Here is a 14,559-nt window from a genome sequence, read left to right on the forward strand (position 1 = left end):
TTAATTCCCCCGTAAAAAGTGGTTATGTTTTATTTTCTGTTCAAAAAAATGAAATAACTTGCTGGGAAGAATTTTTTGATAACTTTGTAAGCTATTGAGTAATTTTTGCTGTAAAGAGGGGTTATAAAATTGATTCGCGATACAGCCTAACAGTGGCAGTTGTCCTTTTTTTAACACATCGATTGCTTCAAGAAGTTCCTCTTGGGTTGTCTTTCCCAAAGCGACTGAGAGTATGGCAATATCACTGATTTTACTTAAATTACAAGCTGATAGTTGCCGCCAATGTTTGTTATTAACAGCCCCTAAGTCAATCACGATGAATTCATAATACTGTTGCCATAAATTTAAATACAACTGTAATTGATCTTGCTGGCGTAGTTGTAAAATGGATTGAGCTGAACGGGGTTGAGGAAGGATAAAAAGATTCTCTGAATGGGCAATATGGTGTTCAGTTGTGTTCTGCCATTCAATGGGGGAATAACCTAAGCCCGCGCCACAAAGATCCAATTCAACCAAAAGTGTGCTTTGCTGATTGGCACATCGTTGGGCAAGCCATAGTGCAATGGTACTGCAACCACTTTGCTTGGTTGCGCTGCACAAAATGATAACCCGTGCATGGGCACGATAGATGTGTTGGAATATTTGTTCATACTCATGACTGAGCCACGGATTGGTCATTATAAAGCCGCTCCCAATGCGATTAAGCTAAAGATCCCAAGAGCATCCTGAAACGCTTGGCGGATCTGCTGGCTGGTCGACTCGCCCTCATCAGGCACATAAACCGTATCTCCTGGACGTAATAGAGGAAGCGGGTATTTTTGGGGGTCATTAATATAATCACGTAAGTTAAAGGCTTGTGTTTTATCTCCACAACAGGATGAATTCACGATCATGATCCGTTCGATATAAGCTTTATCTGTTGGCCCTCCAGCTTCTGCTAATAAATCTAGTAGTGACATCTGTTGGTTAAAATCATATCGACCTGGCTTATGAACAGATCCCATTAATCGCACCATTTTCTGCGGTGATTTATCAAGCCATAATCTATCTTGTGGGGGGATATAAATCACATCCCCAGGTACGACTTTAGGAATAATAGTTTCATCACCAGTTTCAAAATATTGAGTGAGATTAAGTTGTGTGACGGTGCTGTGATTACCATTGCGGTGGCTGATTCGAACATTCTGTAGATCTGCATCATTAGTTGGCCCATCGGCGGCAGAAAGGATATCGAGAAAGCCCATTTGTTGATTAAAAGCGTAACGTCCTGGAGCGCCAATGGCTCCGAATATATATATCGAATCTTGGGCTGATTGTCGAAGCCATGTTGATTTATTATCGGTAGGGCCATGGGGAAGTTCATCGATAATAATACTGTCCCCAGCTTGTAATTTAGGGAGTTCATTAAAGTTTCCCCCTTCATCCATAAAGCGTTCTAAATCAAAGTACAAAATGTTGCCACCAGTTCGACTACTGCGCTCTTTAATGATGCGTATTTTACTGATATTGGCTTTTTGGGTTGGCCCTCCTGCAACGGCAAGCAAATCAAGAAATGTCATTTTGCTGTTCCACTTAAAACGGCCGGGGCTTTCAACTGCTCCCATAACTTTTACCGCTTTATCATCGGCGTCACTGCTGACTGGCGGTACATAAATAACATCACCAGGTAAGACTTTAGGTAGTAACTTTTCATTGCCTGTTTCAAAATATTTGGCGAGATCAAGCCGGGTGATCTTTCGTTGTTGTCCATTGCGATGAGTGATCAAGACTTCTTTTAAATCCGCTTGAGCAACAGGTCCATCGGCGGCGGATAAGATATCTAAAAAGCCTTGCTCGCGATTAAAAGCATAACGCCCTGGAGCCCCAACAGAGCCAAAAATATAAATAGAGTCTTTAGCAGATTGTCGAACCCAACTGGATTTATTATCTGAAGGATCGTGAGGAAGTTCATCAATAATTACGCTATCACCAGCGACTAGGTTTGGGAGTAAACTTGCAGGGCTCCCTCGTTTGATAAAGCCATCAAAATCAAAAAACAGTACTTGGTGACCGGTGTTTTTACTTTCTTTGATGATTCGAATGCTACTTAAGTTCGCTTGCTGGTTTGGCCCTCCGGCATGGGCCAATAGATCCATAAAGTCCATATCTTGGCTCCATTCGTAACGCCCCGGTTTTTTGACTGCACCAATAATTTTAATTGCTCGATCATCGGTTACTTTGAGCCAGGATTTTTCATTTAGATCGAGTTTTTCAGGTACAAAGATAGCGTCGCCTGACTCTAGCGGAGGAAGATTGATACTCTGTGGATTTTTAGTATAAGCAACTAAATTTATGGTAATCGGGGGCTTTGTTGTGCGTAATAACTTGATATGGGTTGTATCCGCAAAACGAGTGGGGCCGCCAGCGTTGGCTAAAGCATCGATAAATGAGGTCTCGGATGTCGCTTCAAATACGCCGGCCTCTTTGACTTCTCCCATCACATAAATAGAACGTTTTGAAGTGCCAATATCTTCGACTTCAATGGGGGCGAAGATCGTTGTTCCTGGTTTGATTGGTGGTAGATTGCTGGCATCGCTGGTGTCTAAATAGTATTTTAAATCAAAAATATAGGGTTTATTGTCAGTAATTACTCGGATTTTACTCACATCAGCAAAGCGGGTAACGCCATCAGCACGCATTAAAGCATCGATTACCGTCATTCCTTTTTTATAGCTAAAAAGCCCTGGATTTCGTAATTCACCAAAAATCGTTAAAGCTTCATGTTTTTCTCCAGCATCGCCAGAATTAATTAATGAGGCTGCATCAAAATTGACTTCGATATTGCCTAATAATGGGGAGGCTGGAATAAATAAAATATCGCCATCTTGCAAAATGGGGAGTAAAGATGGATCGCCAGAATCGAGATAGTTTTTGTAGTTAAAGAGTTTGGTTTTTCCTTGGCGTTGTAGTTGAAATTGATCTAATTGCGCTCCTGGACGAGCTCCTCCTACTTTGGTTAAAGCCATCTGCACATTACTGTTAGGCTGCAGGGATATTGCACTTGGCTTTTCAACATAACCAAGCACTTGAACTCGAATGAGCTGTTCTATCACACTGAGTTTAAATGCATCTAAATTTCGGTAGAGCTCAGAAAGGGCTTGGAATATTAGCTCTTCAGCCTCTGGTTCTTTAAGGCCCGCTACTTTAATTGGGCCAATTTCAGGTAAGAGTAATAGCCCTTGATCGTTAATTGTAAACGGTTGTTCAAAGTCGCTTTCTCCGGGGATTTGTAAAAAGATACGATCGCCTGGTGTGAGTATTTCTCCCCAACATGTAAAGGATAATGCGAAAAGAAATAAGGCGATCACGATTTTCATGGTGTGGTCCTCATTGCAGGCCAATCTTTTAACGAAAAGTGGCGATGAGGTGATTTATCATGAGCAGATACCAAAATCTCAGCAACAACTTGACGGTTAGCCAATTGCATTGTGCGAGAGTGTGTATCTGGAACTGCTTGAGATTCTCCTGTACTTAGCACCGAAACTTGATGGCCATTAACCCCATGCTCCAACAAAAAACGTTTTACATTATTTGCTCTGGTAAGTCCGAGGTGATAGTTATCGTGTTTTTGTCCCTGAGTATCAGTGTGCCCAACCAGTTTAACGTGCCAATGACGATGACGTTTAAGGATTGCTGCAGCTTGAGTTAACGCTTGTTGATAAGCGGGAAGAAGTTCACTGCGATTGAGGGCAAATTGATTATCGACCGCAAAATAGAGTTCGAGTTGTTCTCGTAACTCCACCTCAGAATAGTGATTAAAACAATGGGTATGAAATTCTAACCAGTCCATCTGGCGATCTATCATATCAGCTGTAAATTGATATTTTTGGAGAGTGAGCTCCGCATCATGAGGAAAACCAGCAACGAACTCTTGATAGGCCTGTTGATATAACCAATCAAGTTTTTGATATTGAGCCGGTAAACAGAGTTTTACCCCTCGTGCTTCTAGCAGCTTAAGTTCCCATGAGTAGTGCTCTAGCTGATGTTGTTGCTCTTTGGTAATTGGCGATAATGGTTTTGGTTCTGGCCAAAGAGTACAAGCTGTCAATACACAGCACCATGCCGTTGAGAATAGGGTTTTCATGATAGCTGATGTCATGATGGTAAGTCTGCTGATGTGATGAAAGGGATAACTTTATCTATACGGAGCATTAATAATAGCTCTCTGACTTGACCATTAACATTGAGCAGTTTGAGGTTGCGCTGTCGGGCTTTTAATCTTTTATAGAGAAAAACAATGGCGCCAACACCACATGAATCAATGAAGGTCACTTGAGTCATGTCTAAAATGAGCTCATGACTGTCGCATAGACTAAGCTCACTAAATGCCATTTCTAACTGGCGGGCAGATTGAGCATCAAAGTCATTGGTTAAGCTGTGTATGGTGGAAGATTGTGTTGTCATAGTTTATTTATCCCTGAGTAGTAAAGGGTAAGTAAACTAATTCAAAGGGTGTGCCAATTATTGCCCTTTACGAGTTAACATAATTTTTATGGTTTTAATTAAGATATAACAGTCCATTTTGAGCCACTGCCATGGTGAGCCGAGAGTGACGGCATAGGCATGATCCCAACCAATTTTTTCTTTTACATCTTCAATGGTATTGTCATAACCATGATTGACTTGAGCCAGTCCTGTGAGTCCAGGCTTTAATCCGGCAGTCCTCTCTAGATAAAAAGGCAATGCATTTTGCAAGGATCCACACAGTTCAGGACGCTCAGGTCTTGGGCCAATGAATGACATCTCACCACGAAGCACATTAATAAACTGTGGAATTTCATCAATTCGAGTATCTCTTAAAAAACGACCTATAGAGGTCACTCTAGGATCTTCTTTCTTTGCCCATGACAAATCTGCTTGGTTTTTTTCAGAATGGTACATAGTCCGAAATTTTATGATCTCAAATAGATCAACCGTATCTTGCTCGATCTTTCCTACCCGTAATTGACGATAAAAAATAGGTCCCTTTGAGTTGAGTTTTATGGCTAAAGCAATGAGAGGCCAAAAAGGCAGCGTTAGCCCAAGCCCAAGTAGACTTAATACAATATCGCATAGACGTTTGCATCCGGATGTAATTTGCGGTTGATAGGTATCAATAGGGGGAATATGCCGCCATCCTCGCTTAAATTGCCCAACACTGTAACGCAGCATTCCAATCAGAGAGGCAAAGTAACTAGCAACAAAATAGTGCAGTTTTATCAGGTAGTTATTTTTAAGTCCGAAAGTGGGTAGCAGTGCTAAGCCGTAACCGAGGCATTGACCCATAAACAGTATTAAACCAAGAATGGATCCTGTAAGCGTGAGTATTAATGTGAGAAAAAAGTAGCCAATTAAAATAAAGGGCATCAAGGTTCTTAATCCTTTACCTGACAGGAATAACCATAATGCGCCATAATTTTTTTGCCTTAATATAAAGCGGCATCGGATTAACTGTTGCAGGTTACCAGCGCCAATACGCTGGCGACGACGATAGTCTTGGCTTTGGCTGGTGGGCGCTATCTCTACGGTATTAATATCGGCACTAAAGACAATTTTATATCCGTGTTTGAGTACATTCATCGGCAAAATAAAATCATCATTAATGGTATCTTCGGGTAGGGTTTCAACGAGGTGTGAGCGCACTATATAAAAGGCACCATTTCCGCCCATAACACTTCCGAGTTCAGATTCAGCAAAACGTAATCGGTTTTGCCACTGCCAATACTGTTTTTCTCCTGAGCCTCCATTTTGTAGTAGGTAATTTCCAGTTAGAGCGCCAATGCTGGGGGATTGAAATTGTAAAACTGCTTGCTGTAGAGCATCGATGGAAAGCAGGGCAGAAGCATCAGTAAAAGCGAGAAAATCACTTTGTTGAGCTTGATGAATTAAACTGTTAAGACGAATAACTTTGCCACAATTATGTTCTTCATGATTTAGATATAATCCAATACCTTGTTCTTTAAACTTGGTTTCCCAATACGCTATGTTGGCAAGGGTGGCATCATCACTACCATCATTAAAAATATACAGTGATAATTTATCGGCGGGATAATCGAGCATCAGAATATTCGCCAGCTTCTGTTCAATATAATCAGCTTCATTATGTACCGGCAGAATAAATGCAATAGAGGGCAGCGTCGCTCTAGTATGCTCAGGATCTTTTGGCTGAGGTCGATCTTTAGCAAGCCAGAGTAAGCTAATACTGTAAATAATATGATGATAAATGATAAGAAAAGTGAGCAGCAGCGTGAGTGTTATCATAAGGCTGAACTCCAGATTTTTTCATATTGCTCAACCATAATTCGAACATCTGTATTTTTTATAATGTGCTCTCTTATCATTGGATCTGACGGTTGAAGCGGGGCATTGAGTATGGCATCGGTTAATGCCTTCACCGAACGGTCAGCAATAATATGGCCTGAGTATGAAGTAATCACTTCTCTCACTGCTCCAACATCGGTTGCTACCACCCATTTACCACATGATTGCGCTTCTAAGAGGCTAAGAGGTAAGCCTTCGTTGGTTGAAGGTAGACAAAATAGGTCGATGGCTTGATAAAAAAGTGGCATATCATCAACAAGGTTGAGCCAATGAACACGGCTCTGGATACCGAGCTGTTTCGCTTGCTGTTTTAGGATTGACTGTTGAGGGCCAATTCCAGCAATCGCAATATGGTAGTGTAGTGGTAGTTGAGCTAGAGCTTGTAATAATAGTCCCATCCCTTTTTCTGCAACTAAACGACCTGCTGCGCCAATTAAAAAACAGTCTGGTGGTAACCGTAATTGTGCTCTTGCCTTAATGGGATCGCCTAGTGTAAATATTTGGCTATCAATGCCATTTAAAATGACGTGATCAACATTTCGTTTTAAATAACGCTGAAGATCTTTAGCAATATGATTGGCATCTGCGATCAGAGAAAGGTGTTTTCCGGTGGCAAGTAGCTGAGTTTGTTTTCGAGCTTTTGGGTTTTCTAAGTGCCAGCTATCGTGTTCAGTATGGACATGTTGAAGCCCCATAAATTGTGAGATTGGTCGACTATAGAATAGAGGACCAAGGTGATGACTATGGATAAAATGAACTTGGTGCTGTTTTAAAATCCCTTTGAGTTGGAAAAATATGTGAGGTTTAAAGCCTGAAGGTTTATTGAGAAAGATAAGCCTATTTTGAAATTGACGCAGTTCGGGCCAATGTTGTAGGGCTTGGTCTCGATGGCCTTCTAACGCGATTACTTTAAGGTTGAAGCGTGAAGAAGAGAAACGCAGGAGGTTCAAAACCAACCTTTCGATACCACCAGGCTGAAGGTGTTGTACTATCTGAGCACCATTCATTGACTACCTCATAGTATGAAAGTTTGGGATTTCAGCCAATATCGGACTGTTAGATGTTTGTTTTAGCTGCTCAAGTTGATAGATCCGGCTATCAAGCAACATTAAGCAGGTTGTAGTAGATAAACCAAGAATGATGCCAAGAATTAGGCCTATCACCATATTAAGCCACCATGGCCAGTTAAGGGGTTGATTTGGAATTGAGGGTTTATCAATAATCTTAAGCTTATCTGGGTCTTCAAATCGACCAAGCTGACCTGTTACTTTTGCCATCTCGAATCGCTCTAATAACTGGTCGTAGATATTGGCTTTGACCTTATAGTTACGCTCTAATGCGGTGAGTTGTTTTTCTAACCGAGTAAATACGTTTCTTTTTTCACTTAAATACTTAGCCTTTTGTTTTAGTAAATTCAGTTCGTTACTTAATGCTGCGATTTGTTCATCGGCATCTTGCAACTTTTCAAACTGACTCAGCAATAAGGGTTGGCTTGTAGAGGCTTGAGCCTGAGTCTCATTAGCTATACGTTGCCATAATTGATTAATTTGATCAGGGGTTAATGATTGCTGTAATTCAAGCAGCTGTGCTCTTTTTTGCTGTAGACGTGAGAGCTTACGTAGTTCTGAACGTATCTTTGAGTGTTTATCGGTATAGCTAGCACGTAAAAGAGCTAATCGACTTTCTGAATCAACGATTTCCTGTTCTAGCATGCCAATTAATGGATTCGTTCTCGCAAGGCGTTGATAGAGGTTATCTCGGCTACTTTTTGCTGCCATTAAATTTAATTCAGTCTCATGGAGTTGCCGATTAAGCTCGATATTGGCTTGTTCATTCATGCCGCGCAAATGGGGAAGGTCATTTGCATTTTGCGTCTTAAATGAAGCTAATTCGGCTTCTGCTTGTTCAAGCTCTTTTTGAGTAATGGCTAATTGTTGTTGGAGAAACTGTTCAGAGTTATCGATGGATGCTCGACCAGGCGCACGCAGTTTATCTAAGAAAATATTGGATACCGTATTTAGGATAACCGGAATTTCGGACGGATATTTCCAGGTTAAACCAATCGAAACTAATTCGTCACTGAGTAACGATAAATTGAGGTGTTGTTTCAGCTCGCCAACCCGAACAGCAATTTGTCCTTTATTTTCTTGTGAGGCCAATTCTAAATCGACCACTACTTGTTCTAGTGTCGATTGACTGTGAAGCAAAATTGTAAGCGCTTTCATTCGCTGCTGTAGGTTCATTGAAATAGAAAGATCACCAAGGAAGGGGTTTAGCATTGCAGCCTCTTGAACCAATATGGTGGTTTGAGAGTAATACATTTTTGTTTTAAATAGACTGCCAACAGGTAATAAGATCGGCAAGGTGACCATAGGGACAAGCACAATATATCGATACATCCATAATGCACAGCAAAAGGCATAGAGCTTGGCCAGAATCAGTTGACGCATTACCGTTGCCTAATAATTAAGGTATCGGCGGTTTGTTGTGGCACAAAAGTAAAATGTAGTGGAATTTGCTTTTGTTTAGACAATTGCTCGATTGCTGCAATTCTTTTTTGACCTTGTAATAGAGCTTGAAAACGGTTCGATAAATTTGCAGGCCCAATCAAAACTTCCAATTGATGATAAGAATAAGTGGTAAAAAATTGCTGAAGAGCTTGTTGTTGCTTGGTGGTTAATGTGGTCTGTTCAGGGCTAAAAAATAACTCCAGTGGTTGGATCGTTTCATGACGGTTGATGCTAGTAGATAGACAGCCATTGAGCAGAGTCAGACCGATTATTAATAGAATAATTCTCATGGCAACACTCCGAAATTGTTTCCTTTTCTTTATTTCTGCAATATCGATGCCTTGTCTGTTAGTTACGTTTTTTTGTTTAATGAAATCGATTGAGTTTATGGGGATATCAATGATTGCAGCTCTGCGATGACTTGTTGTTGACGAGCTTGCCAGCTTTCAGTACTTAGTATTTGGCGTCTCATAGTAATTTTTTGTTCAGTGATTGGGATTGGATTTTTGAGGGCATTGAGCCATTGTTGAGTATTGTTAGCAATCGTAAGATGAGAAGAATACTGTTGTGCCGCAGGGAAATCAGAGCAGATAATGTGGCGGGCAGAGGCTAAATATTCCCGTAACTTTAATGGATTGCAATGCTGAATTTGTCGATTATTAATAAAAGGCATTATTGCACAATCCCAGTGGGTCAGATGGGAGATGAGTTCTGGGTGAGAGCAAGGAGGATGAAGCTGAATATTTTGCTGAATTAAAGTATGGCTGGCGGGACACTCTTTTTTGCCAACAAAATGAAAGGTGATCTCAGGACACTGCTGGGCAAGTCTAATGATGAGGTCATAGTCGAGCCAAGTATTTAAGCTACCATAAAACCCAACAGTTTTGATTTGATCTTTATTGGTAGGTAATGCTGGTGGCGTAAACAGATCTAAATCGACGCCATGTGGTAAAAGGTGTGTTTTTTCTGGCGGGAATTTTTGCTGTAACGGTGGACTGGCTGCAAAAATAACATCTGCTCTGTGGACCAATTGTTGCTCTAATATTTCGACCTTGCGATGATCGACTCCAGCTAACGCTAAAAAATCATCGCCGCAATAATACACCACAATATCTCCATCGCAGGTATCGAGATAATCTACGGCACTGGGTAAGCTGCACCAAATAACACGAAATTCTTGCTTGATAGGAAGCTGGTATTTAAGCAATTGCTGGTTGATTTTTTTTATAAGCTTGTTTTGAGGTAGCGGCCAAACTAAGGGGTTAATTGTCTTTGTTGGTTGAGCGAGCTGCTTATGCTTTGTTACTTGTAATGATTTAAATGCCTTAATTTTTTCTACTACTCGGATGATATCTTGCGATGAAATTGATGGTTGTCTCAAGCCAATGGAATTAATCCAATACACAAGGTGTTGTTGGTTAAATAAAGCAAACAAATGTTGAGTGCTTGAAGGGTGTCTCTGCCAATCTTCACCAAAAACAAGAAATTCCATTTAGCTCTCCTGATGTTTTGAGCTTGGCGTTAAGCGATCTAAGGCCATAATAAGTCCCAATAATATGTAAAAAGGCCAAGTCATGCCTTGTGTTAAAAAAGTTCCACTGACACAAAACGAAATAAGCCCAATCCAAAGTCCTTCAGCCAATGATTGGTAAGGAGTCTGTTGATAATGAAGTCGAAGATAGTGTGTCACTTTTAAGGTTGCGGTAATAAGAGCAACAAAAAGGAAAAGACCAATAAATCCATTCTCAGCCAGAATTTCAAACCATGAGCTATGTACTGCATGATTTTTGCCATCCCAATAATTAGAGTAGAAAAAATAGTTGTTGTAGTAGTTTGTTAAACCAACACCTGTAATTGGATTAGCTAAAGCCATTTTAAAGGCGGCTTCCCATGCAAATAGCCTTCCCATTGCTGATTCATCAATTCCAGATTCGTGAGAGCCTCCAGATACTCGTTCTGAAATACCTGCAATTAAAGCTAGTAGTAACAGCCCTCCGCCACTAAGTACCAGAGGTAAAACTTTTGAGCGGCTTTTGATATAGCTGATGGTCAAAATTGCACTGGTAATTCCCAGTAGGCCACCTCGACTTTCAGTGACCATAATTCCTGCTAATAACAGTCCGCCTGAAATTAAATAGATAATTTTGAGCCAAGCTCTAGTAGAAAAAAAACGCGCTAAACAAAATGAGAAAGGAAACAAGAGGATTAGAGACAGATCATTAGGATCGCCAAGCATTGATCCAATATCTCGACCTATGGTGACACGGGTTTCTTCGACTAAGCCAATACCGTGGAATTTATTATCAAGAGCAATAGTGGCAATGGCTAAGCCCGAAATAATTAATAAGATAGGAATTTTGTTTAATTGCTTGATAGATTGAGGCAACCAGCTAATGGCAAAAACCATAATGATTATTTTGCTGAAGCTGTCGGAGAGCGTAGTGAAGGACTCGGCTCTATTAGTTCCCAGTATGCTGCATAATACAATCCAAAATACAAAAGCTAGAAATTTAGCTAACAGAGGATGATAGTGCAACTGAGCTTTTTGGAGCCAGAGTTGCCAACCTAGCCCTAGCAGGCTGAGTAGCGCCAATAGCTGTGGAATCTTAAAGGGTATTAATACGGGAAAGGCTTCATGTATTCGAAAGTAAGAAAATAAGATAAAGCCAACACATAGATAAAAAGCGTTAGTTAAAAGCCAAGGTAGTAATGGGAGTAAGCATAGAGCGATAGCTGGTAACGGTTCGAAATACCAGCCGATAGTAATCGCCAGTGACAACAATATTGCTATCATAAGTTGGCGATCGCGTGTCATGCGGTATTACTCCAATAAGAGATTCTGGTTAAAAAAAAAGGAGTAATAATTAAACCGATAAGCAGTATTAGTAACAGAGCTTGAATAAGAATCAGTGCCGATGAGGCAAAAATACCGGCTAATAACATCAGAGCAATAAAGAGCCGAGATAAAGGATAAGGTAAAGGAAGCTCTTTTTGGCTCCAGTAATAAAAAGCGAAAACTTTAATCGCTTGAATAACAATACTTCCCCAAATAATTCCAAGTAGCCCAAACGGAGGCAGGATCATAAAAATATTGATAATAGATAGTCCTGTTGCCACTAGGTTGATTTGGATAATGCGCTGGCCTGAGGCTTGATAATAACAACCAATATTAAGAAGCGTACTGATCCCTTTGAGCATGATCATAATCGCTATCAGGCCAATAAGGTTTGCACTTTGCGAAAAGCTGGCCGATAACCAGAAGCGCAAAAAGAGAGGTCCAAGCATGGTGACTATCGCGCAAATTAAGACACAGATCTGGCAGCCTAAGATAGTGATATCAGCTAATAGCTTTTCATTTTTTAATAAATTAAACCGCTTAGGGAACCACCATAGAGAAAATGGTTCTAGTAAGAGAGATGCAGCAATTGCCCACTGCATAGCAATGGCATAAGGCGTTAAAAATTCTAAGCCAAGATAATAGGCTATTGCCCAGCGCTCAGCCCCTAAACAAATAAAACCTAATACTCCAGATAGCATGATAGAGCTGCCATAGCGTATAAAGATGCTGGAATAGATTAATTTTAAGTTTGGTAAGTCGCGGTACAAGATGATGAGTTGTAATAGTTGGCTAGCAACTGCCGCAATAAAGATACCGGTTACTTGAAAACGAGGGATAAGTACAATAATGCCGATAGCTTGAGTTATTGCAAATACAGCTTGTGCAATGGCAAATTTGATAGGGCGGTGCTGCATTCTTAATTTAGTTAGTGGTATGGCAGCTAACGCATTTAAGTAAAGATTAATAAAGGTCAAATAGAGGGCCCATAAAGGGGGAGACCCTGGGAGTAATTGTTGAATCACATGGCCATTTAAGAGTGCGATACTGGTAAAGAGCCCCCCTCCCCAAAATACCAATCCCATAGCAGTAGAAAGGCAATCATCTTGGCGATACTTTTCATCATGAGCAAAGCGGCAGATCCCATCAATCAACCCAAAGGTTACTATGATTGAAGCTATGGATGAGGTAACAATTAAAATATCGAGTCGAGCATAATTCTCAATACCGAGTTGTGATGTGACAAAAGGCTGCATTAATAATCCGATAAGCTTACTGATGATTAAGCCAAAGGAATAAATGAGTATTGCTGATGCATAACTCATAGCGCCTCGATGAACTGAGAGAGTTTGTGTGCTTGGGTGCCCGCATTAAAATGAGTCATAACATGCTGGTACGCAGATAGTCGTTGCTGTTCTAACTCATTACGGGAGCGCTTGAAATGATTAAGTATGGCTTGCCTAAATAGGCGAGGTTCTCCCATCTTAACCTGTACACCAGTAAGATCAGTTAGGATCTCATTGCAACCTGATAAGTCTGATGTAATAACGGGCAGCCCTAAAGCCATCGCTTCTTTGATAACGAGAGGGCCAGTATCTTGGTCTCCATTTTGTGCAATAAGAAATGGGGCGGCAAGTGCCGAGTAATCTTTAGCATGATGGCGAAACCACGAGGCGTCTTGAGAACCTAAAAAACGGACTTGAGAAGTTAATTGGCGCTGGTGGATTTCATTTTGTAGGTCAGGCAGTAATGGTCCATCCCCTACAATGTCGAGGGTAATACCCGTCCCATCTAATGCCTCAATTAAAATATGCAGTCCTTTTTTCTCAACAAGTCGCCCGATGAAAAGTAATTGTTTGGTAGGAGCGAAAGTGTCGAGCAAAGCAGGATAAAGTTCGTATTCAATACCGCAAGCAATATGATGAATTGGCTTATGGGTTTGTGCTTTGAGTTCATCTGCCATTTGTGCAGTAACAGCACAGGCAAAATCAACGTGTTGTAATTTATGCTCTAAATCTTGAGGTGAAGCATAGATATCAGCACCATGACCAACAAAAGAGACTGAAATGTTCAGTAACTTAGCTGCTGTAATAGCAATGGCTGCACTGTGCCATGCAAAGTGAGCATGAATATGTTGGCATTGCGTCATTTTAACTCGTTGTGCTAGTTGGCCCCCTTGCCTTAAAAGACCTAAATAACTAAATCCTTGTTGACGAATTAAAAAACGATGAGCTCTATAACTAAAGCACAATGGCATAAGTGAAATATAAGGAGAAGAATCAAGATAGATGCATTTTCTTTGTAAAACCCTATCTGCTTGCTGTCCTTTTTGCGCTTTAGAAAAAGCAAACGGCTGAATGCTATGTCCTTGTCTCTCCATTGCCCTCATTTCTACACCAACAAAGGTTTCAGACAAGGTTGGGAAGGATGGCAGCACATAAGCTATCTTTTTTTTCATATATCCTTCCTTTTATCGTTATTAGACAATATGGATTAATACTCGCAAAGATGATGCCAAAACATGTCGCATGGGCTGGTTTGTTAGAATTACAGTTTTAATCGATGGGAATTTAGAAGATATAAATGTGATGTAGGTCGAAAAATAGACGCCGATATTCATTGTATTAATGGAAAAATAAGCAAAACAACATCAATTGTTCTATTTTTATCCGCTTGTGATTTTTTTTTAAATTTACCCTTGTCAGAAAAGAAAATCTCCCTATAATGCGACCTCACTGACACGGACGACGGCGCAAGCGGTTACCGAAAGTCAGTATTGTTCTTTAACAATTTGACCATGCAATCTGTGTGGGCACTCGTAAAATGATTTAGTCTAAAAGATTTAATCAATGAAACTGAGTGACCAAGTGATAC

The 14,559-nt window shown here is 40.6% G+C and carries 12 protein-coding genes; all 12 read right to left on the reverse strand.

Translation table 11 applies throughout. From position 1 onward, the window contains the following. Entirely contained in the window at window positions 1–678 is a 678-nt protein-coding gene (locus CTN07_RS19425; RefSeq protein WP_005303534.1) for a P-loop NTPase family protein, read from the reverse strand. Next, complete coding sequence (locus CTN07_RS19430) at window positions 678–3,356, reverse strand: SLBB domain-containing protein (RefSeq protein WP_005303537.1); 2,679 nt, start codon at window positions 3,354–3,356, stop codon at window positions 678–680. The genes CTN07_RS19425 and CTN07_RS19430 overlap by 1 nt, the downstream gene beginning before the upstream one ends. Further along, window positions 3,353–4,138 (reverse strand): OmpA family protein, encoded by a 786-nt coding sequence (locus tag CTN07_RS19435; RefSeq protein WP_005303540.1) that lies wholly within the window; start codon window positions 4,136–4,138, stop codon window positions 3,353–3,355. The genes CTN07_RS19430 and CTN07_RS19435 overlap by 4 nt, the downstream gene beginning before the upstream one ends. Continuing rightward, on the reverse strand, window positions 4,135–4,443 hold the full coding sequence (locus tag CTN07_RS19440; protein WP_036764725.1) for an STAS domain-containing protein: 309 nt from the start codon (window positions 4,441–4,443) through the stop codon (window positions 4,135–4,137). Before CTN07_RS19440 ends, CTN07_RS19435 begins: the two co-directional genes overlap by 4 nt. Before the next feature lie 57 nt (window positions 4,444–4,500). Then, window positions 4,501–6,279 (reverse strand): sugar transferase, encoded by a 1,779-nt coding sequence (locus CTN07_RS19445; RefSeq protein ID WP_005303541.1) that lies wholly within the window; start codon window positions 6,277–6,279, stop codon window positions 4,501–4,503. After that, on the reverse strand, window positions 6,276–7,346 hold the full coding sequence (locus tag CTN07_RS19450) for a glycosyltransferase (protein WP_005303543.1): 1,071 nt from the start codon (window positions 7,344–7,346) through the stop codon (window positions 6,276–6,278). Before CTN07_RS19450 ends, CTN07_RS19445 begins: the two co-directional genes overlap by 4 nt. 3 nt (window positions 7,347–7,349) lie before the next feature. Continuing rightward, complete coding sequence (locus tag CTN07_RS19455) at window positions 7,350–8,789, reverse strand: GumC family protein (protein WP_005303546.1); 1,440 nt, start codon at window positions 8,787–8,789, stop codon at window positions 7,350–7,352. Further along, on the reverse strand, window positions 8,789–9,139 hold the full coding sequence (locus tag CTN07_RS19460) for a hypothetical protein (protein WP_036764727.1): 351 nt from the start codon (window positions 9,137–9,139) through the stop codon (window positions 8,789–8,791). Before CTN07_RS19460 ends, CTN07_RS19455 begins: the two co-directional genes overlap by 1 nt. A 95-nt stretch (window positions 9,140–9,234) precedes the next feature. Continuing rightward, a complete protein-coding gene (locus CTN07_RS19465; RefSeq protein WP_005303549.1) occupies window positions 9,235–10,341 on the reverse strand; it encodes a glycosyltransferase family protein in 1,107 nt (368 codons plus the stop codon). Then, complete coding sequence (locus tag CTN07_RS19470; RefSeq protein ID WP_005303552.1) at window positions 10,342–11,664, reverse strand: O-antigen ligase family protein; 1,323 nt, start codon at window positions 11,662–11,664, stop codon at window positions 10,342–10,344. Further along, window positions 11,661–13,010: a lipopolysaccharide biosynthesis protein gene (locus CTN07_RS19475; protein WP_005303555.1), complete on the reverse strand. Its 1,350-nt coding sequence runs from the start codon at window positions 13,008–13,010 to the stop codon at window positions 11,661–11,663. The genes CTN07_RS19470 and CTN07_RS19475 overlap by 4 nt, the downstream gene beginning before the upstream one ends. After that, on the reverse strand, window positions 13,007–14,143 hold the full coding sequence (locus tag CTN07_RS19480) for a glycosyltransferase (protein ID WP_005303557.1): 1,137 nt from the start codon (window positions 14,141–14,143) through the stop codon (window positions 13,007–13,009). Before CTN07_RS19480 ends, CTN07_RS19475 begins: the two co-directional genes overlap by 4 nt. Window positions 14,144–14,559: the final 416 nt, after the last annotated feature.

Origin of the sequence: Photobacterium damselae, from assembly GCF_003026815.1 — a bacterium.
GTDB lineage: Bacteria > Pseudomonadota > Gammaproteobacteria > Enterobacterales > Vibrionaceae > Photobacterium > Photobacterium damselae.